The following is a 23,477-nucleotide window of genomic DNA, read 5'->3' as shown; positions in this document are numbered from 1 at the left end:
TCAACCAGAATTTCGGTTAATGAGTGAACAATAAGAGTACAAGGTATGAAAATTATCATTCTTGGTGCCGGACAAGTTGGGGGCACTCTCGCTGAGAATTTAGTCGGTGAAAACAACGATATTACGGTCGTAGACAAAAATTCAGATCGGCTGCGTGAGTTACAAGATAAATACGACTTACGAGTCGTCAATGGTCATGCAAGCCATCCTAATGTACTAAGGGAAGCGGGAGCACAAGATGCCGATATGTTGGTTGCGGTAACCAATACCGATGAGACCAATATGGCAGCGTGCCAAGTAGCCTTTACTCTATTTAACACGCCCAACCGAGTGGCTCGTATTCGCTCTCCAGAATATTTACAAGAAAAAGAGACTTTATTTCAATCGGGCGCAGTTCCCGTTGATCACCTAATCGCACCGGAAGAGTTGGTCACTAGCTATATTGAACGTTTAGTACAATATCCTGGTGCGTTGCAAGTGGTTAGTTTTGCACAAGAAAAAGTCAGTTTAGTCGCGGTCAAAGCATATTATGGTGGGCCTTTGGTCGGTAATGCGTTATCTGCCCTACGTGAACACATGCCGCATATTGATACGCGTGTTGCCGCTATTTTCCGCCAAGGGCGGCCTATTCGCCCGCAAGGCACCACCATTATTGAGGCTGATGATGAGGTGTTCTTTGTCGCTGCAAGTAATCATATTCGCTCAGTCATGAGCGAACTGCAACGGTTAGAAAAGCCCTATCGCCGCATCATGATTGTCGGCGGTGGAAATATTGGTGCAAGTCTAGCGAAACGCCTAGAGCATACCTACAGTGTCAAGCTTATTGAACGGGATTACCAACGAGCGGAACAACTTTCCGAAGAACTAGAAAACACCATTGTTTTTTGTGGTGATGCGGCCGATCAAGAGCTGCTTTCTGAGGAAAATATCGATCAAGTCGATGTGTTCATTGCTCTCACCAATGAAGATGAAACCAATATTATGTCTGCGATGCTCGCCAAACGTATGGGAGCGAAAAAAGTGATGGTTCTCATTCAGCGCAGCGCCTATGTTGACCTTGTCCAAGGCGGAGTGATTGATGTTGCAATCTCTCCCCAGCAAGCAACCATTTCTGCACTGTTAACTCACGTTCGTCGCGCCGATATCGTCAATGTTTCTTCTCTTCGTCGCGGAGCAGCAGAAGCGATTGAAGCCATTGCCCATGGGGATGAAACCACATCTAAAGTTGTTGGACGAACCGTGAGTGAAATCAAATTGCCGCCGGGAGCAACCATTGGTGCAATCGTACGTGGTGAAGAAGTCTTGATCGCTCATGATCGAACCATTATTGAACAAGACGATCATGTCGTGATGTTCTTAGTTGATAAAAAATACGTGCCTGACGTGGAAAGTTTATTCCAACCAAGCCCATTTTTCTTATAGGTAACTGGCGTTATGCTGAATATACGCCCAATATTATTTGTCATTGGGCTAGTGCTTTCTAAACTAGCTCTGTTTATGTATGTGCCCACTTTAGTGGCCTTTGTCAGTGGCACTGAGGGGTTCATCGAATTCGCTCAAGCCGTTATTATCACGCACTTAGTGGCTTTTTTCTGTTTAACGCTGGGAAGAACAGCAACGTTTCGTCTTAACGTACGAGACATGTTCCTCATCACCAGCTTAGTCTGGACCATCGCCAGTGCTTTTGCGGCGCTACCTTTTGTATTTATAAACCACATCAGCTTTACCGATGCTTATTTTGAAACCATGTCGGGCATTACCACCACAGGTTCGACCGTCTTGAGTGGGTTAGATAACATGGCACCAAGCATTTTACTCTGGCGCTCTATTTTACAATGGTTAGGTGGTGTCGGATTTATTGTCATGGCAGTAGCCGTATTGCCCATGTTGAATGTGGGGGGGATGAAACTCTTCCAAACCGAGTCGTCCGACTGGTCTGATAAAAGCAGCCCACGAGCGAAGACGGTTGCAAAAAATATTGTCGCGGTTTATCTCAGTTTAACGGGTCTGTGCATCATGGGTTATATGCTCACGGGCATGGATCTCTTTGACGCTATTAACCACGCTTTTACAACCCTTTCAACCGGTGGTTATTCGACTTCTGATGGCTCGATGAACCATTTTTCGAACGGATCTCATTGGATAGCCACTCTGTTTATGTTTTTAGGTGGATTACCTTTTCTACTCTTTGTCTCGGCGCTACGAAAACGTCGCATTCAAGAGTTGTTAACCGATGCACAAGTGAAAGGTTTTTTCTTACTTTTCATGCTCACCAGTTTAGTCGTTGCCGCATGGCTCACGCTTCATAATGGTTATCCAGTACTCGATGCCTTGCGTGTCTCGATGTTCAATATCGTCTCGGTTATTACTACAACTGGATTTGGCTTAGACGACTTTACCACTTGGGGAGCGCTTCCTACCACGTTATTTGCTTTCTTAATGGTGTCGGGAGCCTGCTCTGGCTCAACCTCTGGTGGGATTAAAGTGTTCCGTTTTCAAATTGGCTTTGCTCTACTCAATAAGCAAATGATGAAACTAATTCACCCCTCTGGTGTATTTGTGCAACGTTACAATCAACGTCCAGTCAATGAAGATATCGTTCGCTCGGTGATCGCTTTTGGGCTGACGTTTTTTATCACTATTATTGCGATTGCCGGTTCTCTCTCGGCGATGGGGCTTGATCCCATCACCAGTATTTCGGGTGCGATTACCGCAGTCGCAAACGTCGGACCAGGGATCGGCAGTGTGATTGGGCCATCCGGTAATTTTGCTCCCTTGCCCGACGCCGCTAAGTGGATACTTAGCTTAGGGATGTTAATGGGTCGGCTCGAAATTTTGACTATTTTGGTGCTGTTTTTCCCCGCTTTCTGGCGGCGTTAGCAATCAAATCGGTTCGACGTACCAATAAATAGCTAAGAAATGGCAGACGCATCCCGCTAACACAAAAATATGCCAAATCGCATGATTGTAAGGGATGCGTTTCGCAACGTAAAAAATAGCACCCAACGAATAAACAAGCCCACCTACAACTAATAAGGTGACACCACCAATATCAAGATGAAGAATAAGTTGATAGATCACCACTAGCGATAACCATCCCATGACCAAGTAACTGAGTAGTGAGAATTTCTTAAATCGCGTCATAAAAGCAATCTTTGTGATAATTCCCAACAAAGCAATAGACCAAATCACAATCATTAAGCTAATGGCTAACGGAGTGCGTAATCCCACCAATAAAAAGGGTGTATAGCTACCAGCAATCAATAAATAAATCGCACAGTGATCAAATACTTTTAGCTTATATTTGATTTGCTGTTGAGCGATCGCATGATAAAGCGTAGACGCCAAAAATAAGAGAATAATGCTACCGCCATACATACCCATACTCGCAATAGTGAGAAGATCTGCACGATGCTCAACCGCCTTTACTAATAGCAACACCAAACCGACGATTCCCAACAACAACCCAACTCCGTGGCTGATAGCGTTAGCCACTTCTTCCTTCATGTGATATCGATTAATTAACATAATAGCGACCATATAAAATCATCTTAATAATCCTCAGTATCACACAATAGGCTTACACTTGTAAGCTGAAAAATGTAAATAATGGTTAGGTAAAAAATCTATAAAAGCGAGCACCGAGTCGATTTTGAGCAACGTCATTCCCCTTTGACATATTTCCTTCACTTATTTAACAAAAATGTTGTTTAACTATCGATCAATGAAGCTGTTAATGCTAGGCTATTTATGATATGCGAGCATATCATTATTCCTGAATAGCTATTTGGATTGGCATTGCCAGAATGAGCGACTCTTCTCCGCCAATTGCGGGCAGGACAACTCATAGTTATTTAGGTGGTAACATCGGCAATGGATGTGCCTGACCGTTAGGTAAATGAATGCGCCCAACAACTGTCAGGTTTTCGCACACAAACCGTAGTGCAATGCGCCGTCGTAGTGGTTTTACTACTGCTCTGATTGCAAAAAAAATCGCGACCACCACTCTTGTGGAAAAAAATGCGTTTATCGCATCACCCGAAACAAAAGTGGTTAAAGCCGCTTAAGTTAAAAAGCGCAGTTTAAACTGCGCTTTTTTCTTCGTCTCGCCCCTGAAATCAAGCCATAGCATCTAGGCTCTGTTGACCTTGTCAAATAAAATGAGAAGGTTTGGTATTCTCGATCCAATTTGCTATCTTTAGCAAAAATCATGACAAGAATAGGGAGAAAGTGATGCAATGCCATCGAATTGAAGAGTTACTTGAGCTATTAGAGCCTGAGTGGCAGAAAGCATCTGAACTTAGTTTGGTTCAATTTATCTGCCAATTAGCTCAAGAGGCTGGATATAAAGGAGCATTAGAATCACTTACTGATGATGTCTTAATCTACCACCTTAAAATGCGCAACAGCAGTAAAGATGACGTCATCCCTGGTATTAAAAAAGATTACGAAGATGATTTCAAAAGCGCTATTTTGCGAGCGAGAGGCATCATTAAGTAATCCAACTTACTTCTATCATTTAAGGCAGCCTATGGCTGCTTTTTTTACAACCTGATTTCGTTCAATCATTCTTATTCAACACCCAAAAGCACTTTTATTGTTAAATCTTGATTGCGATAAAGAAACAAAAAGGTTACCAGCGCTATAATCCTGCGCATTATTTTCATAGAATGACCAATAAAGTCACCACGATAAAGAGTGTAACCATAAGAAGTTATACCATAATGACGAAAAAGGAAGCGTTATGAGTCAAGAGAAAATTGACGTCAAAGAGATCGTCCCCAAAAACGACCCAAGGGATCGCTTTAACCCAAGCCATCGTATTTATGTCCGGGAAAGTAAAGGAACCTATCAACAATTACGTCGCTATAGTGGTTGGTTTCTATTACTACTCTTTGCGCTTATTCCATGGATTTCTTATGGTGAACGGCAAGCTATTCTGCTTGATATTGGTCATCAACAGTTTAATTTCTTTGGTACCACCCTTTATCCACAAGATCTGACGCTACTTGCTCTCTTATTTATGATCGCCGCTTTTGGATTGTTTTTTCTAACTACCTTTTTGGGTCGAGTCTGGTGTGGCTACCTCTGCCCACAAACCGTGTGGACTTTTATGTATATTTGGTTTGAAGAAAAACTCGAAGGCAGTGCCAATAAACGCCGTAAACAAGACTCAAACAGACTCACCGTGCATTTAGTCTTACGTAAAAGCGTCAAACATATCGCTTGGTTTGCGATCGCTCTTGCGACTGGGTTTACCTTTGTTGGCTATTTTGTTCCTATCCGAGAGCTCGTGGTTGACTTTTTCACTTTGGAAGCTTCATTCTGGGCCCTCTTTTGGGTCTGGTTTTTTGCTCTCTGTACTTATGGTAATGCCGGCTGGATGCGATCCATTATGTGCGTCCATATGTGTCCATACGCTCGCTTTCAGTCCGCTATGTTTGATAAAGATACTTTTATTGTGGGTTATAATCCCAAACGGGGGGAGCAGCGAGGCCCACGCGCTCGCAAGTCAGATCCCAAAGCATTGGGACTTGGTGACTGCATTGATTGTGATCTATGTGTACAGGTTTGTCCAACCGGAATTGACATCCGTAATGGTTTACAATACGAATGTATCAACTGCGGGGCTTGCGTGGATGCCTGTGATATGACCATGGAAAAAATGGGCTATGAAAAAGGCTTGATCAGCTATACCACAGAACACCGTTTAGCCGGAAAAACAACCAAGATACTACGGCCTAAACTGTTAGGCTATGGCGGGGTACTACTCCTCATGCTTGGATTGTTTTTTGTTCAAGTGGCCCATGTCGATCCGGCAGGTTTAACGGTCATTCGCGATCGAAATCAACTGTTTAGAATCAATAGTAACCATGAAATAGAAAATACTTACACTTTAAAAGTGATCAATAAAACCCAGCAAGCCCAAACGTATCACCTGCAAGTGAATGGTCTAACGAAGGTTTCTTGGTATGGTCGGCAGAAAATTAACGTAAAGCCCGGCGAAGTCGTCAATGTTCCTCTTAGTTTGGGGGTCGATGCTGATAATCTTCCCTCAACGGTCAACACAATTCGGTTTATACTCAGCGACAGTCAATCTTTTTCTACCGAGGTAGAGAGTCGGTTTATAAAGCCACTTTAAACTCGGGACACTATGGCAAAGGGCTTAGCAATAAGCCCTTTTAAAATTATGACTCAAGCGACCTTTCACTTTGATGCTCTGACCCCTGATTTAATCTGGTATGCACTGGAAAGTATCGGTATCCGTGCTGAATCTGGCTTTTTGGCACTCAATAGCTATGAAAACCGTGTCTATCAATTTAGTGATGAGCAACACCGCCGGTTTGTCGTAAAATTCTACCGGCCACAACGTTGGAATAAAGAACAAATCCAAGAAGAACATAATTTTGCATTAGAGCTTGAGGAAGCTGAAATTCCACTGGCTCCTCCTTTGATCATCAATGGAGTAAGTCTACATGATTATCAAGGTTACTATTTTGCCTTATTTAATAGTATGGGTGGGCGTCAGTTTGAAGTCGATAACGAGCAACAACTAGAGTGGGTAGGACGCTTTCTTGGTCGTATTCACAAAGTCGGGGCAATCGAACCTTTTACCCACCGTCCAACCCTGAGTTTAGAAGAATACCTTTATCAACCGAGAAAGGTACTCGAGCACGCTTCTTTTATTCCTACGCACTTAGAAAATGCATTTTTTAACGATCTCAATCTGCTGATTTCGTCGATTGAACAATGCTGGCAACCTACCGATAACATAATTCGATTACATGGTGATTGCCATCCGGGTAATATTTTATGGCGAGATGGCCCAATGTTTGTTGACCTAGACGATGCTCGTAATGGCCCAGCCATTCAAGATCTCTGGATGTTACTCAATGGTGATCGACAAGAGAAACGGATCCAGTTAGATATTTTGCTTGAAGGGTATCAAGAGTTTTGCGACTTTAACCCAAATCAATTGAAACTAATTGAGCCACTACGTGGTCTACGCATGGTGCATTATATGGCTTGGTTGGCAAAACGTTGGAATGATCCTGCGTTTCCCCTCGCTTTTCCTTGGTTTAATGACCCCAAATATTGGGAAGGTCAAGTTTTGGCCTTTAAAGAGCAGCTTGCCGTATTACAAGAGCCAGCACTATCACTAACGCCTAATTGGTAAATCACTTCAAAAGACTGATGGAGTAAATATGAAAAAGTTGTTTGCACTAGTTGCAACCCTAATGTTAAGCCTTTCTGTACAGGCGGCTCAATTTAAAGAAGGTGTTCACTATAAAGTGCTTAACCTACCCCACTCAAGCCAACCGAGTGTAACCGAATACTTCTCTTTCTATTGTCCTCACTGCTACTCTTTTGAGCCTGTCATCAAACAGTTAAAAGCCCAACTACCTAAAGACGTAACGCTGCAAAAAAATCACGTTTCCTTTATGGGCGGGAAAATGGGCCTATCCATGAGTAAAGCATATGCCACTATGCTAGCGCTCAATATCGAAGAAAAAATGCTACCGGTGATGTTCAACCGTATTCACGGACTGCGTCAAGCACCTAAAAACGATCAAGAATTACGTCAAATTTTTATCGATGAAGGGGTTGATGGGGCAAAGTTTGACGCTGCTTTTAACGGATTTGCTGCCGACTCCATGGTTCGCCGCTTTGATAAACAGTTTAAAGACAGCGGATTAACTGGTGTTCCAGCGGTTATCGTCAATAACCGTTACTTGGTGCAAGCACAAGGAATCAAAACAATGGATGACTATTTTGAGCTTATCAACTATCTGTTAAGTCAATAAACGAGGGTGTGAATAGTTGATAAAAAAAGGAGCATATTGCTCCTTTTTATCATTAATAAATAGCAATGAACGTAGCCAACCGCTGCAGCTTCAAGTCGGAAGGGGATATACCATCAAAACGATAGCTCTAAACAAACATGTTATAGCACCGCCTGAGCGGATAATTGTTTGAGTAATCGATCCATGGATCGATACCCTAAGGCTTCAGCCAAGTGTGCTCGTTGAATATTTAATTCGCCTTGTAAATCTGCGATGGTTCGGGCCACTTTAATAATTCGATGATAAGCACGTACCGACAACCCCAAACGATGTAAAGCATTTTCTAAAAATTCAGCGTCTGATTGATGCAGGTGGCAGTAGGTGTCTATCTCTCTGCTTTGTAATAGAGCATTGACTTTACCACTTCTTGTAAGCATCCGTTCTCGCGCTAATAAAACACGCTGACGTACTGTCAATGTATCTTCTCCTCGCTCTCCTCCTTGAGATAAGGTTCCTTTCGGTAAAGCCGGGATCTCTATCGACATATCGAATCTATCTAATAACGGCCCGGATAATCGACTCAAATAGCGTAAAATAACCTGAGGATTTACCCGAGCTTGATTACCTTCATAGTAACCGGTCGGGCTTGGATTCAGCGCTCCCACTAACTGAAAACGAGCCGGAAAACGCGTTTTACCTTGTGCCCGAGAAATAATAATCTCTCCTGATTCAAGAGGCTCCCGCAAAGAGTCAAGAACCTTACGTTCAAATTCCGGCATTTCATCTAAAAAAAGCAACCCATTATGGGCTAAAGAAATTTCACCCGGCCGAGGAATCGTTCCTCCGCCCACCAGTGCTGCCATGGAGCTGGAGTGGTGCGGGGAACGAAAAGGCCGTTGCTTCCAATTATATTGGTTAATATCTTGCTCTGTCAGTGAAGCAACCGATGCGGTTTCCATCGCCTCTTCATCACTCATTTCAGGTAATAAATCGCATAAGCGTGATGCTAACATGGTTTTTCCGGTTCCCGGTGGGCCAAGAAATAGGAGATTATGACTCCCAGCCGCAGCGATTTCCAATGCTCGTTTACCTTGCTGCTGGCCAATAATATCTTGCAGATCACGCTGATGATTCAAAGGTCGATGCTGGTTACCACTCTGAAAAAGGGTTAGATTTTTCTGCCCACACAGATCGGCACAAACGTCGAGTAGCGTCTGAGCCGACTTATGCTGCCCTTCATTGACTAATGCGGCTTGATCACCATTATCCTGCGGCACCACTAAACTACGTTTTGCTTTATTCGCAGCTAACGCCGCTGGTAAAACCCCTTTCACACGCCGAATTTCACCAGATAAAGCCAGCTCGCCAATAAATTCATAACGCTCAAGAAGATTAAGCGGCAATTGTTCTGAGGCGGCCAAAATACCTAAGGCAATCGGCAAATCAAACCGTCCTCCTTCTTTTGGTAAATCAGCTGGTGCTAAATTTACGGTGATTCGTTTGGCGGGAAATTCGAAACGAGAATTAATAATGGCACTACGTACCCGATCGCGCGACTCTTTCACCGTCGTTTCTGGTAGCCCCACCAGGTTAAATCCAGGCATGCCATTGCTAATATGAACTTCAACCGTCACCGCTGGCGCTTGAACCCCTATACTGGCTCGACTGTGGATAATCGCAAGTCCCATCACTTCCCTTAGTGTCAACGATAAAATTGAATGTCCTAAATTAAGAAAACTCAGGTACAAAAAGATATATAGCGATTCAAAACCATAAGAGAATGTGAAAAAAGAATGAGTTTTTGCTTGTCATGTAACAGAGATGTGTGATACCACTAGAGATGAAGACAATTTCTCAGCATAGTACAACAAAATACAAAACAAATATGATGAATTTACGCGCTCACTTTAACTCACTGATTAGCCTGCTTATCGTGGTCATTATTTGGACCGCGCGGGGGCTTGTGGGCGCAAAATAACACACAGATTCAAAAAAACCCCCGCACTGAAAAGTCCGGGGGTTTTTTTATAACCCTAATCAACAGAAAAGCCAGATAGTTTTATTTTTGAACATGACATAACAGGAAGAATGGGGAGCCGCACATGACGTGCATACACAAGATGACTAACGACAACATCCGTTGCCGACAAGGAGGTTTACGATGACAGGAGCACAGCTAGTCGTAGCCGCATTAAAACAGCAAGGAATCAAAACTATTTTTGGTTATCCTGGTGGTGCCATCATGCCGATTTATGATGCGCTGTATGATGGGGGAGTCGAGCATATACTATGCCGCCATGAACAAGGTGCCGCGATGGCGGCCATTGGCATGGCCAGATCAACGCAAGAAGTAGCGGTTTGTATGGCGACCTCGGGCCCAGGAGCCACCAACCTCGTCACCGGACTGGCCGATGCTTTTTTAGATTCCGTTCCGTTGGTTGCCATCACCGGCCAAGTTGCCAGTTCTCATATTGGCACGGATGCTTTCCAAGAGATGGATGTGATTGGTATGTCACTGGCATGTACCAAACACAGCTACCTCGTTACCGATATTCATGAGCTTGCACCCACTTTAGCCGAAGCTTTTGAAGTAGCTAAAACCGGACGTCCTGGGCCTGTGATTGTGGATATTGCTAAAGATGTTCAACTTGGCCAAGCCCCCGTGTCCCTTCTTCCCGATTTTACACCGACCAAGATTCCACAGGTCGATTTGGAACAGTTGAGTAAAGCTCAGCAGCTAATTGCTCAAGCAAAACGTCCCGTTCTCTATGTCGGTGGTGGTGTCCAACTCGCCAAAGCGACCGAGACTGTGCGAAAATTTTTACACCTAAACCCCATGCCCTCAGTCAGCACCTTAAAAGGTCTTGGAACCATTGAACGCAACGATCCACTCTACCTTGGTATGTTAGGTATGCATGGCACGAAAGCAGCCAACTTAGTGGTACAAGAAAGCGATCTTTTGATCGTCGTCGGAGCTCGATTCGATGACCGAGTAACAGGAAAGCTAGACACCTTTGCTCCTCATGCTCAGGTGATCCATATTGATATTGACGCCGCTGAATTTAATAAGTTGCGTTGTGCTAATGCGGCCTTACGCGGTGATATTAACGTTATTTTGCCACAGTTAGAAACCCGCCAAGATCTCACGCCTTGGGCGCATCATAGCGAAAGCCTGCGGCAAGGGTTTAAGTGGCGGTATGACCACCCCGGAGACGCTATTTACGCGCCTCTCCTTTTAAAACAGTTATCCGATATGATGCCAGATTCTGCCATTGTATCGACCGATGTCGGTCAACACCAAATGTGGGCAGCCCAACACATTCAACCCAGAGCACCTCAAAACTTCATTTCTTCAGCGGGGTTAGGCACGATGGGGTTTGGACTTCCCGCCGCGATGGGAGCGGCGGTTGCCCGTCCAGACGATCAATCTATCCTTATTTCTGGTGATGGTTCTTTTATGATGAACGTTCAAGAGCTAGGCACCCTGAAACGCCGCCAGATCCCAGTCAAAATAGTACTGCTGAATAACCAGCGATTAGGCATGGTGCGGCAATGGCAATCTCTCTTTTTCGATGGTCGACACAGTGAAACAATTTTAGATGACAATCCTGATTTCGTAATGCTGGCTCAAGCGTTCGATATTCCGGGTAAAACCATCACCAAAAAAGAAGAAGTTGAACCCGCCCTTAAAGAGATGCTGGCAAGCAAAACTGCCTATTTATTGCATGTTTTGATTGATGAAGAAGAAAACGTCTGGCCACTGGTTCCACCGGGTGCGTCCAACAACGATATGTTAGAAAACACCTAGGAGGCTCACTATGCAAAGATACTTACTAGATATCAAAGCCGATGATAAACCTGTACTGTTGGAACGAGTGCTACGTGTTGTTCGCCATCGTGGATTTATCATTAAACAAGTGGCTGCAACGCAAAATCACGCAAGCCACGTCGCCAGCGTAGAAATTATTGTCGATAGTGATCGGCCAATCACCACATTGACCAATCAAATTGAAAAATTATGGGATGTTCGTTCGGTTGATGTAACCACGATTAGTAGTCATGAACTACCCAACAACAATTTACAACAGAAAATTTGTGCTTAAGGAAGGCAAACATGGCAACAAAAACTGCAGAGTATATTTGGTTCAATGGTGAAATGATGCCATGGGAAAATGCGACCGTTCACGTATTAACCCATGCGATGCACTATGGCACCTCTGTTTTTGAAGGGGTTCGTTGTTATAACACCCCCAAAGGGCCGATCATTTTCCGTCATCGTGAACATGCTCAGCGCTTAGCGGATTCTGCAAAAATCTATCGATTTCCGATTCCTTACTCTATTGATGAAATTATGAAAGCCACGCGTGAAACGCTCCGAATCAATAAGCTCGATAATGCTTATATTCGTCCATTAGCATTTGTAGGCAATGTCGGATTAGGCGTTTGCCCACCTAACAATACAGAGATGGATCTGATCATCGCCGCTTTCCCTTGGGGCGCTTATCTCGGCGAAGAAGCGCTAGAAAATGGCGTTGATGCGATGATCTCCAGTTGGCATCGCGCAGCACCGAACACCATTCCAACAGCGGCAAAAGCTGGAGGCAACTACCTCTCGTCCCTTCTCGTTGGAGGAGAAGCACGACGCCATGGCTACGCCGAAGGTATTGCCTTAAGCGTGGATGGCTATCTGTCAGAAGGGGCAGGCGAAAATATTTTCGTCATCAAAAATGGCGTGATTCTTACCCCGCCAACGACGAGTTCCATTCTCCCTGGCATCACTCGTGACTCGATTATGACCCTTGCTAAAGAGCAAGGGTATGACGTTCGTGAAGTCAACATCGCTCGTGAAGCCCTTTATCTTGCTGACGAAATATTCATGACCGGTACGGCAGCTGAAATTGTTCCGGTACGTAGCGTTGATAAAATCACCGTTGGAGCAGGTAAACGCGGCCCGATCACCAAGGCAATGCAGGAAGCCTACTTTGGCCTATTTAATGGCACCACGGAAGATAAGTGGGGCTGGTTAGATTATGTATACCCACAAGAGAAGTAAAAGGACGACAAACAATGCCAAAATATAGATCCGCCACCACAACCCATGGACGTAATATGGCTGGTGCCCGCGCATTGTGGCGCGCCACGGGAGTGAAAGAAGAAGACTTCGGCAAACCGATCATTGCGGTCGTGAACTCCTTTACTCAATTTGTTCCCGGTCACGTTCATCTCAAAGATCTCGGCCAACTGGTTGCTCGGGAAATTGAAGCGGCTGGCGGTATTGCCAAAGAATTTAATACCATTGCTGTCGATGATGGTATCGCTATGGGGCATGGCGGTATGCTCTATTCACTGCCTTCACGGGAACTGATCGCCGACTCGGTTGAGTACATGGTCAACGCTCACTGCGCCGATGCCATGGTGTGTATTTCGAACTGTGACAAAATTACTCCGGGAATGTTGATGGCTTCACTACGCCTGAATATTCCGGTTATTTTTGTCTCTGGTGGCCCAATGGAAGCAGGAAAAACCAAGCTTTCTGATCAAATCATCAAACTGGATCTGGTCGATGCCATGATTCAAGGCGCAGACCCCAAAGTCTCTGATGAACAAAGTGAGCAAATTGAGCGCTCCGCTTGCCCGACTTGTGGCTCTTGTTCTGGTATGTTTACCGCCAACTCGATGAACTGCTTAACCGAAGCGCTAGGCCTTTCTCAACCGGGCAATGGTTCATTACTCGCCACACATAAAGATCGCCAACAACTATTCTTAAACGCTGGCCGCCGTATTGTAGAACTGACCAAACGTTACTATGAGCAAGATGACTCATCGGCGTTGCCACGTAATATTGCCAACAAAGCCGCCTTTGAAAACGCCATGGCATTAGACATTGCAATGGGCGGCTCAACCAATACCGTTCTACACCTACTGGCTGCCGCTCAAGAAGGTGAGGTCGATTTTGATATGACTGATATCGACCGTATGTCACGTCAAATTCCTCATTTATGTAAAGTTGCCCCCTCTACCCAAAAATACCATATGGAAGATGTGCACCGCGCTGGTGGCGTGATGGGTATTCTGGGAGAATTAAATCGAGCAGGGCTACTCAATGCCCAGACCAAAACGGTGTTAGGTTTAACGCTCGAACAACAATTAGCGCAGTATGACATCATGCAAACTCATTCCGATCAGATAAAGGCATTCTACCGTGCAGGGCCAGCTGGCATTCGTACGACACAAGCCTTTTCGCAAGATTGCCGCTGGGAAAGCTTAGATGATGATCGCACCGAAGGCTGTATTCGCAACCAAGCGCACGCCTTTAGCCAAGATGGTGGTTTAGCGGTACTCAAAGGCAATATCGCCCTTGATGGTTGTATTGTGAAAACCGCTGGTGTGGATGAAAGTATTCTGACTTTTACTGGGCCAGCCGTGGTTTTTGAAAGCCAAGAAACGGCGGTTGAAGGCATTCTCGGTGGGCAAGTTAAAGCAGGCGATGTAGTGGTAATTCGCTACGAGGGCCCTAAAGGCGGGCCGGGTATGCAAGAAATGCTTTATCCAACGACCTATCTTAAATCGATGGGATTGGGTAAAGAGTGTGCTCTCCTCACCGATGGGCGTTTTTCTGGCGGCACATCGGGCCTTTCTATTGGCCACGCCTCTCCTGAAGCCGCCAACGGTGGCACTATTGGTTTAGTCAAAACCGGCGATATTATTGCCATCGATATTCCTAATCGAACCATTACCCTGAATGTGACTGACGCTGAACTCGCCGAACGACGCGCGAAGCAAGATCAACAGGGATGGAAACCCAAAAGCCGTCAACGCGAAGTCTCGTTTGCTCTGAAAGCTTACGCCAGTATGGCCACCAGCGCAGACAAAGGGGCAGTACGCGATAAATCTAAGCTTGAGGGGTAATGCATGACTCTCACGAAACAAACGGGCGCAGATTATCTGCGCCAAATTCTCCGTGCTCCAGTTTATGAGGTAGCCCTTGTCACTCCTTTACAAGAGATGACACGATTATCAGCTCGGATCAAAAATCGGGTGCAATTAAAACGAGAAGACCGTCAACCCGTCCACTCGTTTAAACTGCGCGGCGCTTATAATATGGTCGCTAATTTAACCGAAGTACAGAAACAAGCGGGGGTTATCACCGCTTCTGCGGGCAATCATGCTCAAGGTATGGCACTTTCTGGCAGCCGGTTGGGAATAAAACCCACCATTGTGATGCCCAAAACCACCCCAGATATCAAAGTTGAAGCCGTTCGCGGATTTGGTGGCCATGTGGTTTTACATGGCAATAATTTTGATGAAGCAAAAACGGAAGCAGAACGGTTAACGGAGCAACACGGCTATACTTTTGTTCCCCCCTTCGATCACCCACTCGTCATTGCAGGTCAAGGCACCATGGGGATGGAAATGCTGCAACAAAATGGGCACTTAGACTATATTTTTGTCCCAGTTGGTGGCGGTGGTTTAGCCGCAGGCGTTGCCGTGTTAATCAAGCAATTGATGCCTGAAATAAAAGTGATTGCCGTTGAACCCGAAGATTCCGCCTGTTTGAAAGCCGCGTTAGATGCCGGAGAACCGGTCGTGCTAGACCAAGTCAGTATGTTTGCTGATGGGGTTGCGGTAAAACGCATTGGCGATGAAACGTTTCGTTTATGTCAACAATACATTGATGATCACATTACCGTATCCAGTGACGAAATCTGCTCAGCAGTGAAAGATATTTTTGAAGATACCCGAGCAATTGCAGAGCCATCTGGTGCATTGGCGTTAGCAGGTCTAAAAAAGTTTGTTGAAAAACATAATATTGAAGGAAAGCAGTTAGCGACGGTGCTCTCTGGAGCAAATACAAATTTCCATGGTTTACGCTATGTTTCTGAACGCTGTGAACTCGGTGAAAAACGCGAAGGGCTACTCGCCGTAACCATTCCTGAGCGTAAGGGTGCTTTTTTTCAATTCTGCCATATTATTGGTAACCGGGCGGTAACAGAATTTAACTATCGCTATAACGACGATCAACTGGCCAATATTTTTGTTGGGGTGCGATTACTTGGAGGCCAAGATGAGCTAAACACTATCATCAGTGAATTACGCTGTGGTGGCTACCCGGTGGTTGACTTGTCTGAGGATGAAATGGCGAAATTACATGTACGATACATGATCGGAGGTAAGCCGTCCAAGCCCCTCAAAGAGCGGTTGTATAGTTTTGAGTTTCCAGAATACCCTGGTGCGCTGCTAAAATTTTTAAGCACCTTGGGTACCCATTGGAATATTAGTCTATTTAATTATCGAAACCATGGGGCGGACTACGGACGAGTTTTATGTGGTTTTGAACTGGAAGAGCATGATCTCTCGCGTTTTTCTGCCCATCTTCGTGAACTGGGCTACCAGTGTAAAGATGAAACGGATAACCCTTCCTACCAATTTTTCTTATCCTAACTCTCTCAATGCCAGTCACCGACTGGCATTTTTACTCTCTAATGCATCATGCGCATAATATCAATGCTAAAGTTTCATTTTAGTCATACCCTATTCAAGACTACACTTAGCAATATATTGTCTTTGCTACGCAAATATTGGAGATCGGAATGTTTAATGCCTTAGTTCTTACCCAACAAGAAAAACGTACCCTTGCCACCATTGAACAACTTGATGAGTGTCAATTGCCGGAAGGAGAGGTTTTAGTGGCGGTGGACTACTCCTCCCTCAACTACAAAGATGGCTTAGCCATTACAGGTAAAGGTAAAATCATTCGTCAATTTCCCATGGTTCCGGGAATCGATCTGGCGGGAACCGTACTTGAATCACAAGATCCTCGTTATCAAACGGGTGATCAGGTGGTACTCACTGGCTGGGGTGTCGGTGAAAACCACTGGGGCGGTATGGCGCAAAAAGCTCGCCTAAAAGCAGACTGGTTAGTTCCATTAGCCCAAGGTCTTAGTAGCAAAAAATCCATGATGATTGGAACTGCAGGCTTTACCGCTATGCTCTGCGTACAAGCCTTACTCGATGCCAATATCAAACCAGATCAAGGAGAGATTCTTGTTACCGGAGCCAGTGGTGGGGTCGGTTCTGTTGCCGTCACGCTATTGGCAAATTTAGGCTACCATGTTGCCGCTGTGACAGGACGAGTAGCAGAAAATGGCCCTCTACTTGAAAAGCTCGGTGCTAAACGCATTATTGACCGTTCAGAGTTTGAACAACCCGCTCGTCCGTTAGAAAAACAGATCTGGGCCGGAGCTATTGATACCGTCGGTAGCAAGATATTAGCAAAAGTGTTAGCACAAATGGACTACAACAGTACCGTTGCAGCTTGTGGTTTAGCCGGTGGCTTTGATTTACCCACAACCGTCATGCCGTTCATTTTACGTAATGTTCGCCTGCAAGGAGTTGATTCCGTTGCTTGCCCAGCAGAGAAAAGAATCGCAGCATGGAACAACCTAGCGAAACTTTTACCGGACTACTACTTCGAACAAGCCAGTCATGAAATAACGCTTGAGCAAGCCCCCCAGTACGCGGAAGCCATTACCAATGGACAAATTACTGGCCGCGTTGTGATTAAATTATAAGCCAGCTTTCACCACAAATTACGGGGCTCGAATGTTAATTCTTGCCCCATATTAAAGTTTCATTTCTTCAACACGCTTAGCTATCAAGCGACTACATTCTTGCTTCACAATATCTCTTATCCATGCCTGAGCTGGGGCATGTTCACAACGGGGATGCCAAATCAAAGAGTAATCAAACGGAGTAAATTGAAACGGTAATGGTTTAACCACTAAGTCATAACGTTCTGCAACTAAGAATGCTAGATCGGCTGGAACGGTAATAATTAAAGGCATACTATCGACAATCGCCAAAGCGGCTTCCAAATGGTAAGCACGGAGTACCATCTTGCGTTTAGGGTACTCAACAAGAGCTTGCTCAATCAAAGCCTTTACTCCATCACTGATTGCAATCATGGCATGTGGATACGCCAAATAATCACTTAACTGCATAGACTGGTAAGCTAAAGGATGAAGCTTTGAAAGCAAACACAGCACACTGACTCGACCAAGAATCTCACTCTGTAACGGTGCCACCGAAGTCGTTGGTCGACAAATCGCAAAATCCACCCCTTCATGGGTCAGTTGATCGATTAATCGATTATGATGCAGAGGCTGAAACTCAAGGGAAACCTTCGGTGCCTCTTGATAAATTCGGGGTAATGCAAAAGGGAGAATTGTCTGTATTGCATAATCCGTTGTTGCAATGGTAAAACGCTGCTCACACAACAAAGGTTCAAATTCTACAGGCGAAAGAATTTGTCTAAGCACTTCGAGCGGACGATCGACCGCGTGATAAATAGTGAGCGCTTTTTCTGTCGGAACTAGGTACTGTCCCTGACGAGTTAAAAGAGGATCGTCCAGCATATCCCTTAACCGACCAAGAACTCGGCTCATTGCCGATTGGCTAAGACTTAATCGATGCGCCGCTTTACTCACGCTACCTTCATCAATTAATACCCGTAAAGCAACAAGTAAATTTAAGTCTCGTCGGTAAACCTCTTCTAATTCCACAGATGCCACCTTCCCAATAGTAAATAAAGGCTAGTGTACGGAAATAAGAAAAAAAATCCCGCCTTTCAGCGGGGAAGCCCAAGAAAACCTAGGGATAATGTCGGAATCATACTCGGTGTTGCAGGGTAAGATGTTAACCAATTGTTAATTACAATATGGTATTTTAATCTCTTTGCCAAGGGGTTATTGAATATTTTTTATTCGCCAGTATTATCTAGCCCTTAATTGTCATATATCTTAGGCTCAACGATGAATTTTGATCCTGAATTAGCCACGCTAACATTAGAGGCACAAGGATTACGCTGCCCAGAACCAGTCATGATGGTCAGGAAGACAATTCGTAATATGCAGGACGGGGAAACCTTGCTCATCACAGCTGATGACCCTTCGACAACTCGCGACATACCTAGTTTTTGTCGCTTTATGGATCACCAACTACTTGCGGCGCAAATCGAAACTTTACCCTATCAGTATTTGATTAAAAAAGGCATGGCTTAGCACAATAAAGGCAGCATAACGCTGCCTTTTCACTACTCTTGATACTCAATAGAACGAATATCCGTTTGTAATTTTTTCAGTTGTTGCTGTACCGTTCTTAGCTCGTCGTGCAATGGGATAATGTAAGCAACTCGAATCCAAGCTTCTACCGTTAACCCAACCATAATAATGGCACCAATCACCATGGGTAGCCACATATTGGTCAACGCCATTCCGAGTAAAGTTAAGACAAAACCAAAAGAGAATAAGTAGCTCTGACTTTTGGCGCTCATTCCTATATAACGTGTCAACATAAATGCGCCCCTCTTTCACAACAGATATTAATAACACTAGCACGACTCATATGACACGAATATGGCAGATATCACGCTCTCATCAGCTTTTGTTGTAGAGCGTGATCCAGTACCTAAAATAATGCGGCACCAATGGCCAAGGTAAAGAAAAGAATCGCCGTTATTTTACGGATCAAGCCTAACGGTATCTTATCTGCTGACAACTTACCAATCACCACTACTGGAGCATTAGCCAATAACATGCCTATCGTTGTACCCACCACAACCCAAGCTAACACATCTGCATACTGCGCCCCTAAAATTGAAGTAGCAATTTGGGTTTTATCGCCAATCTCTGCAATAAAAAAAGCAATAAAACTGGCAATAAATGGCCCTCGATTAGAGAGGTTTTCATCATCATCCAATTTATCAGGAATCAATACCCATATAGCCATAAGCAAGAAGCTCACCACCACCACCCACTTTAAATACTCAGGAGCAAGATAATCTGCCACAACCACGCCCAACCACGCCGCTAAAGCATGGTTAACAACAGTCGCTAAAAAAATAGCCATAATAATAGGTATGGGCTTTCGATATCGGCTAGCAAGTAACAAAGACAGCAATTGGGTTTTATCCCCAATTTCGGCCAAAGCAACACTAGTAATTGAAATAACTAAAACACTCACGACAGGCTCATTGGGGCGGGATTATTATATAACCATAGACAAACACGACGCCCCACCCCGGTTCGTAATGTTTGTCTAAGGTCTTGCTAAACTCAAAGAGATTTCAAGTCTCGAACGCCACGGTGATTGAGCACCAATTATGTTGACGAACGAACCGAACAACACACATTGGTTAATCGGTAAGCTACTCCCCAAAGACGGAGGAATTCTATCCAGCTTCGCGAACAATCTCAACGAATAAATCTTAAAACCACCCTTGATAAGCTGGTTTATATACCGCAATAGACTAAAACTTAGCTAAAAATCATTTCTGGTGATTAATTCGTCAATATTACCCCTACTTTGTCAGAGAATAACTCGGTATACTTGATTGTTATTTTTTATCAATTCAGACAAAAGAATCGCGCGAACCTGACTATGCAAAAATACGATATCAAAACCTTTCAGGGTATGATCCTCGCGCTGCAGGATTATTGGGCCCAACAAGGCTGTACCATTGTGCAACCATTAGATATGGAAGTAGGCGCAGGCACCTCTCATCCAATGACATGCCTGCGTGCGCTTGGCCCCGAGCCAATGGCGACCGCTTATGTTCAACCTTCCCGTCGCCCAACTGATGGTCGCTATGGTGAGAACCCTAACCGTCTGCAGCACTACTATCAATTTCAGGTGGTTATCAAACCCTCACCAGACAACATTCAAGAACTGTATTTAGGCTCACTAAAAGTACTCGGTATTGATCCACAAGTTCACGATATTCGTTTTGTGGAAGATAACTGGGAAAACCCAACTCTCGGCGCTTGGGGCCTAGGTTGGGAAGTTTGGCTAAATGGTATGGAAGTGACTCAATTTACCTACTTCCAACAAGTTGGTGGTCTTGAATGTAAACCCGTTACCGGTGAAATTACTTATGGAATTGAACGCTTAGCCATGTACATTCAAGGCGTTGATTCTGTATATGATTTAGTTTGGACAGACGGCCCACTAGGTAAAGTCAGCTACGGTGACATCTTCCACCAAAATGAAGTTGAGCAGTCCACTTATAACTTTGAACATGCCGATGTTGACTTCCTATTCACTTTCTTCGACCAATGTGAAAAAGAGTGTAACCAGCTACTAGAACTTGAAAAACCGCTCTCTTTGCCAGCTTATGAGCGCATCCTAAAAGCGGCTCATGCGTTTAACCTCTTGGATGCACGTAAGGCGATTTCGGTAACGGAACGTCAACGTTACATTCTACGTATTCGCAACCTAACCAAAGCCGTGGCAGAAGCCTATTACGCCTCTCGTGAAGCGTTAGGCTTCCCTATGTGTAAAAAGGGTGAGGACAAATAACATGGCAAAAGAATTTCTTATTGAGCTAGGCACAGAAGAGCTGCCACCAAAACAACTACGTACACTTGCAGAAGCATTTGCTGCCAATTTTTCTGCAGAATTAACCGCTGCAGATCTGGAATACCAAGATCTAAAATGGTTTGCGACCCCGCGTCGTTTAGCGCTAAAAATCACTCAACTAGCAGAAAAACAAGCAGATAAAGTTGTTGAGAAGCGAGGCCCCGCAATTTCTGTGGCCTTTGACGCAGAAGGAAACCCAACCAAAGCCGCACAAGGCTGGGCGCGAAGTAATGGGATTACCGTTGAACAAGCAGAACGATTAAAAACCGCTCAAGGTGAATGGTTGCTTTTCAAACAAGACGTTAAAGGCCAAGCAACTAAACAAATTATTGTTGAATTGGTGACCAAAGCATTAGCGAGCTTACCTATCGCAAAACCGATGCGTTGGGGAGACAAAGACACTCAATTTATTCGCCCGGTAAAAACACTGACTATTTTACTCGGTGATGAACTGATTGAAGGCGAAATTTTAGGCGTTCCATCCGCTCGAACCATTCGTGGTCACCGCTTTATGGGTGAAGCCGAATTTACTATTGATAATGCAGCACAATACCCGGCTATCTTAGAAGAGCGAGGTAAGGTCATCGCCGATTATGATGTTCGTAAAGCAACCATCATCGCTAACGCTCAAAAAGCCGCACAGCAAGTAGGTGGAAAAGCTGACCTAGAAGATGAGTTAGTTGAAGAGGTGACTGCTTTGGTCGAATGGCCCGTTGTACTTACGGCAAAATTTGAAGAAAAGTTCTTGAAAGTCCCCTCTGAAGCCTTGGTTTACACCATGAAAGGCGATCAAAAATACTTCCCCGTCTATGATGCCAATAAGAACCTGCTACCTCACTTTATCTTTGTTTCAAATATTGAATCAAAAGAACCTCGGCACGTGATTGAAGGTAACGAAAAAGTCGTTCGACCTCGCTTAGCTGATGCCGAGTTTTTCTTCAATACTGACTTAAAAAGTAAGTTAGTGGATCGTCTTCCTCAACTTGAAACAGCTATATTCCAACAACAACTTGGTACCATTAAAGATAAGACAGACCGTATTACAGTACTTGCCGGTTATATTGCCGAGCAAATTGATGCCGATGTCGAAAAGTCCAAGCGAGCAGGCCTTTTAGCAAAATGTGACCTAATGACCTCTATGGTCTTTGAATTTACCGATACTCAAGGCGTAATGGGTATGCATTATGCAAGGCATGATGGAGAAGCCGAAGAAGTCGCAGTTGCACTCAACGAACAGTATATGCCTCGCTTTGCAGGAGATGAACTCCCAGCAAATGGCGTGTCTGCAGCTGTCGCTATTGCGGATAAATTGGATACTATCGTTGGTATCTTTGGTATTGGCCAAGCCCCTAAAGGGAGCGATCCTTTCGCATTACGCCGAGCCTCATTAGGTATCTTGCGTATCATCGTTGAATATGGCTACCAACTTGATTTAGTTGATCTTGTCGCAAAAGCAAAATCTTTATTTGGTGATCGACTCACCAATGCCCAAGTTGAGCAAGATGTAGTTGAATTTATGCTTGGCCGTTTCCGAGCTTGGTACCAAGATGAAGGTTTCAGCGTGGATATCATCCAAGCCGTGTTAGCTCGTCATCCAACTAAACCCGCAGATTTTGACCAACGAGTCAAAGCGGTCTCTCATTTCCGTGAACTAGAAGCCGCAGAAGCATTGGCAGCAGCAAACAAACGAGTCGGAAATATATTAGCTAAATTTGATGGTGAATTAGCCACTGAGATTGATCTTGCACTTCTACAGGAAGCAGCAGAAAAAACCTTGGCTGAAAGTGTCGAAGTCATGAGTGAAGCATTAGAGCCAGCGTTTGCCACCGGTAATTATCAACAAGCATTAAGCAAATTAGCAGAGCTACGTGAGCCTGTAGATGCTTTCTTCGATAACGTAATGGTCATGGCCGATGATGAAGCTTTGAAGAAAAACCGCTTAACCTTACTAAATAATCTACGCAATCTCTTCCTACAGATTGCTGATATATCATTACTGCAAAAATAAGCCATATCACCCATAACTTATAAGGGGCGTACTAATTGCGCCCCTTATTCCTACCTTTTATATGCTCGATATTGCCGATCACTTTCATAATACCAATCTAAATATGATCTAATTAAGGCTATTTAACTACTATCGTGATTCATCATGAATAGCCTTAATAATATCAACTTTAAAAAGCTCGCCAGTCAGCAAAAATCCATTCAGATGAAAATGAGATTACTGGCTCTTGCTCATTTCAAAGATGGACAATCTCGAACACAAATTGCCAA

At 44.5% G+C, this 23,477-nt stretch carries 21 protein-coding genes; 16 read left to right on the top strand and 5 right to left on the bottom strand.

Features of this window, described 5'->3' with window-relative positions:
• The first annotated feature begins 30 nt into the window (after positions 1 to 30).
• Both trkA and B7C60_RS01250 read left to right on the top strand, forming a co-directional pair.
• Positions 31 to 1,422 carry a Trk system potassium transporter TrkA gene (gene trkA / locus B7C60_RS01255; protein ID WP_337247030.1) on the top strand — a complete coding sequence of 464 codons (1,392 nt, stop codon included), beginning with the start codon at positions 31 to 33 and terminating at the stop codon, positions 1,420 to 1,422.
• A 12-nt stretch (positions 1,423 to 1,434) separates the two neighbouring features.
• The gene (locus B7C60_RS01250) at positions 1,435 to 2,880 is read left to right on the top strand and encodes a TrkH family potassium uptake protein (RefSeq protein ID WP_099610089.1); all 1,446 of its coding nucleotides are present in this window, start codon (positions 1,435 to 1,437) and stop codon (positions 2,878 to 2,880) included.
• A gap of 3 nt (positions 2,881 to 2,883) precedes the next feature.
• Here B7C60_RS01250 and trhA read toward each other — a convergent pair whose 3' ends face one another.
• Positions 2,884 to 3,528, bottom strand: a complete 645-nt coding sequence (gene trhA / locus B7C60_RS01245; protein ID WP_099610105.1) for a PAQR family membrane homeostasis protein TrhA — start codon at positions 3,526 to 3,528, stop codon at positions 2,884 to 2,886.
• A 374-nt stretch (positions 3,529 to 3,902) separates the two neighbouring features.
• Between trhA and B7C60_RS01240 the strand changes: the two genes are divergently transcribed.
• The 5 genes from B7C60_RS01240 to B7C60_RS01220 all read left to right on the top strand — a co-directional run bounded on the left by B7C60_RS01240 (position 3,903) and on the right by B7C60_RS01220 (position 7,805).
• Positions 3,903 to 4,067 carry a hypothetical protein gene (locus tag B7C60_RS01240; protein ID WP_099610088.1) on the top strand — a complete coding sequence of 55 codons (165 nt, stop codon included), beginning with the start codon at positions 3,903 to 3,905 and terminating at the stop codon, positions 4,065 to 4,067.
• A gap of 166 nt (positions 4,068 to 4,233) precedes the next feature.
• Complete coding sequence (locus tag B7C60_RS01235; RefSeq protein WP_099610087.1) at positions 4,234 to 4,500, top strand: YihD family protein; 267 nt, start codon at positions 4,234 to 4,236, stop codon at positions 4,498 to 4,500.
• 244 nt (positions 4,501 to 4,744) lie between these two features.
• Entirely contained in the window at positions 4,745 to 6,142 is a 1,398-nt protein-coding gene (ccoG, locus tag B7C60_RS01230) for a cytochrome c oxidase accessory protein CcoG (protein WP_099610086.1), read from the top strand.
• Positions 6,143 to 6,190: 48 nt separating this feature from the next.
• Positions 6,191 to 7,177, top strand: coding sequence for a serine/threonine protein kinase (locus tag B7C60_RS01225; RefSeq protein ID WP_099610104.1), 987 nt, complete (start codon positions 6,191 to 6,193; stop codon positions 7,175 to 7,177).
• Positions 7,178 to 7,205: 28 nt separating this feature from the next.
• Positions 7,206 to 7,805, top strand: coding sequence for a thiol:disulfide interchange protein DsbA/DsbL (locus B7C60_RS01220; protein WP_099610085.1), 600 nt, complete (start codon positions 7,206 to 7,208; stop codon positions 7,803 to 7,805).
• 140 nt (positions 7,806 to 7,945) lie between these two features.
• Here the strand turns inward: B7C60_RS01220 and B7C60_RS01215 are convergent, their stop codons facing one another.
• On the bottom strand, positions 7,946 to 9,472 hold the full coding sequence (locus B7C60_RS01215) for a YifB family Mg chelatase-like AAA ATPase (RefSeq protein WP_099610084.1): 1,527 nt from the start codon (positions 9,470 to 9,472) through the stop codon (positions 7,946 to 7,948).
• A gap of 473 nt (positions 9,473 to 9,945) precedes the next feature.
• Here B7C60_RS01215 and ilvG point away from each other — a divergent pair, with 473 nt between their 5' ends.
• The 6 genes from ilvG (at position 9,946) to acuI (ending at position 17,356) form a co-directional block, all read left to right on the top strand.
• The gene (gene ilvG, locus B7C60_RS01210) at positions 9,946 to 11,592 is read left to right on the top strand and encodes an acetolactate synthase 2 catalytic subunit (protein WP_099610083.1); all 1,647 of its coding nucleotides are present in this window, start codon (positions 9,946 to 9,948) and stop codon (positions 11,590 to 11,592) included.
• A gap of 10 nt (positions 11,593 to 11,602) precedes the next feature.
• The gene (ilvM, locus tag B7C60_RS01205) at positions 11,603 to 11,887 is read left to right on the top strand and encodes an acetolactate synthase 2 small subunit (protein ID WP_099610082.1); all 285 of its coding nucleotides are present in this window, start codon (positions 11,603 to 11,605) and stop codon (positions 11,885 to 11,887) included.
• A gap of 11 nt (positions 11,888 to 11,898) precedes the next feature.
• A complete protein-coding gene (gene ilvE / locus B7C60_RS01200) occupies positions 11,899 to 12,837 on the top strand; it encodes a branched-chain-amino-acid transaminase (protein WP_099610081.1) in 939 nt (312 codons plus the stop codon).
• 14 nt (positions 12,838 to 12,851) lie between these two features.
• Positions 12,852 to 14,693 carry a dihydroxy-acid dehydratase gene (ilvD, locus tag B7C60_RS01195; RefSeq protein ID WP_099610080.1) on the top strand — a complete coding sequence of 614 codons (1,842 nt, stop codon included), beginning with the start codon at positions 12,852 to 12,854 and terminating at the stop codon, positions 14,691 to 14,693.
• A gap of 3 nt (positions 14,694 to 14,696) precedes the next feature.
• The gene (gene ilvA / locus B7C60_RS01190) at positions 14,697 to 16,226 is read left to right on the top strand and encodes a threonine ammonia-lyase, biosynthetic (RefSeq protein ID WP_099610079.1); all 1,530 of its coding nucleotides are present in this window, start codon (positions 14,697 to 14,699) and stop codon (positions 16,224 to 16,226) included.
• A 149-nt stretch (positions 16,227 to 16,375) separates the two neighbouring features.
• Complete coding sequence (gene acuI / locus B7C60_RS01185) at positions 16,376 to 17,356, top strand: acrylyl-CoA reductase (NADPH) (RefSeq protein ID WP_099610078.1); 981 nt, start codon at positions 16,376 to 16,378, stop codon at positions 17,354 to 17,356.
• Between the two features lie 51 nt (positions 17,357 to 17,407).
• Here the strand turns inward: acuI and B7C60_RS01180 are convergent, their stop codons facing one another.
• Positions 17,408 to 18,346, bottom strand: a complete 939-nt coding sequence (locus B7C60_RS01180; RefSeq protein ID WP_099610077.1) for a LysR family transcriptional regulator — start codon at positions 18,344 to 18,346, stop codon at positions 17,408 to 17,410.
• A 249-nt stretch (positions 18,347 to 18,595) separates the two neighbouring features.
• Between B7C60_RS01180 and tusA the strand changes: the two genes are divergently transcribed.
• The gene (gene tusA, locus B7C60_RS01175) at positions 18,596 to 18,844 is read left to right on the top strand and encodes a sulfurtransferase TusA (RefSeq protein WP_099610076.1); all 249 of its coding nucleotides are present in this window, start codon (positions 18,596 to 18,598) and stop codon (positions 18,842 to 18,844) included.
• A 32-nt stretch (positions 18,845 to 18,876) separates the two neighbouring features.
• Here tusA and B7C60_RS01170 read toward each other — a convergent pair whose 3' ends face one another.
• Together B7C60_RS01170 and B7C60_RS01165 are read right to left on the bottom strand one after the other, a co-directional pair.
• Complete coding sequence (locus B7C60_RS01170) at positions 18,877 to 19,137, bottom strand: hypothetical protein (protein ID WP_099610075.1); 261 nt, start codon at positions 19,135 to 19,137, stop codon at positions 18,877 to 18,879.
• Between the two features lie 113 nt (positions 19,138 to 19,250).
• Positions 19,251 to 19,805 carry a TMEM165/GDT1 family protein gene (locus B7C60_RS01165; RefSeq protein WP_099610074.1) on the bottom strand — a complete coding sequence of 185 codons (555 nt, stop codon included), beginning with the start codon at positions 19,803 to 19,805 and terminating at the stop codon, positions 19,251 to 19,253.
• Between the two features lie 417 nt (positions 19,806 to 20,222).
• On the opposite strand from B7C60_RS01165, the gene glyQ reads away from it, so the two are divergent.
• The gene (glyQ, locus tag B7C60_RS01160) at positions 20,223 to 21,140 is read left to right on the top strand and encodes a glycine--tRNA ligase subunit alpha (protein WP_099610073.1); all 918 of its coding nucleotides are present in this window, start codon (positions 20,223 to 20,225) and stop codon (positions 21,138 to 21,140) included.
• A 1-nt stretch (position 21,141) separates the two neighbouring features.
• Positions 21,142 to 23,208 (top strand): glycine--tRNA ligase subunit beta, encoded by a 2,067-nt coding sequence (gene glyS / locus B7C60_RS01155; protein WP_099610072.1) that lies wholly within the window; start codon positions 21,142 to 21,144, stop codon positions 23,206 to 23,208.
• Positions 23,209 to 23,477: the final 269 nt, after the last annotated feature.

This window comes from Vibrio fujianensis (assembly GCF_002749895.1).
GTDB lineage: Bacteria > Pseudomonadota > Gammaproteobacteria > Enterobacterales > Vibrionaceae > Vibrio > Vibrio fujianensis.
Note: the sequence above shows the minus strand (reverse complement) of the source record. Positions and strands in the feature narration are given on the sequence as shown.

Coding starts and splice junctions, on each gene's coding strand:
- B7C60_RS01215 (WP_099610084.1), bottom strand. CDS start 9,472: ATGGGACTTGCGATTATCCACAGTCGAGCCAGTATAGGGGTTCAAGCG.
- glyQ (WP_099610073.1), top strand. CDS start 20,223: ATGCAAAAATACGATATCAAAACCTTTCAGGGTATGATCCTCGCGCTG.
- acuI (WP_099610078.1), top strand. CDS start 16,376: ATGTTTAATGCCTTAGTTCTTACCCAACAAGAAAAACGTACCCTTGCC.
- ilvM (WP_099610082.1), top strand. CDS start 11,603: ATGCAAAGATACTTACTAGATATCAAAGCCGATGATAAACCTGTACTG.
- ilvE (WP_099610081.1), top strand. CDS start 11,899: ATGGCAACAAAAACTGCAGAGTATATTTGGTTCAATGGTGAAATGATG.
- B7C60_RS01225 (WP_099610104.1), top strand. CDS start 6,191: ATGACTCAAGCGACCTTTCACTTTGATGCTCTGACCCCTGATTTAATC.
- B7C60_RS01170 (WP_099610075.1), bottom strand. CDS start 19,137: ATGTTGACACGTTATATAGGAATGAGCGCCAAAAGTCAGAGCTACTTA.
- ilvD (WP_099610080.1), top strand. CDS start 12,852: ATGCCAAAATATAGATCCGCCACCACAACCCATGGACGTAATATGGCT.
- tusA (WP_099610076.1), top strand. CDS start 18,596: ATGAATTTTGATCCTGAATTAGCCACGCTAACATTAGAGGCACAAGGA.
- glyS (WP_099610072.1), top strand. CDS start 21,142: ATGGCAAAAGAATTTCTTATTGAGCTAGGCACAGAAGAGCTGCCACCA.
- B7C60_RS01235 (WP_099610087.1), top strand. CDS start 4,234: ATGCAATGCCATCGAATTGAAGAGTTACTTGAGCTATTAGAGCCTGAG.
- trhA (WP_099610105.1), bottom strand. CDS start 3,528: ATGTTAATTAATCGATATCACATGAAGGAAGAAGTGGCTAACGCTATC.
- B7C60_RS01220 (WP_099610085.1), top strand. CDS start 7,206: ATGAAAAAGTTGTTTGCACTAGTTGCAACCCTAATGTTAAGCCTTTCT.
- ilvG (WP_099610083.1), top strand. CDS start 9,946: ATGACAGGAGCACAGCTAGTCGTAGCCGCATTAAAACAGCAAGGAATC.
- ccoG (WP_099610086.1), top strand. CDS start 4,745: ATGAGTCAAGAGAAAATTGACGTCAAAGAGATCGTCCCCAAAAACGAC.
- B7C60_RS01240 (WP_099610088.1), top strand. CDS start 3,903: ATGCGCCCAACAACTGTCAGGTTTTCGCACACAAACCGTAGTGCAATG.
- B7C60_RS01250 (WP_099610089.1), top strand. CDS start 1,435: ATGCTGAATATACGCCCAATATTATTTGTCATTGGGCTAGTGCTTTCT.
- ilvA (WP_099610079.1), top strand. CDS start 14,697: ATGACTCTCACGAAACAAACGGGCGCAGATTATCTGCGCCAAATTCTC.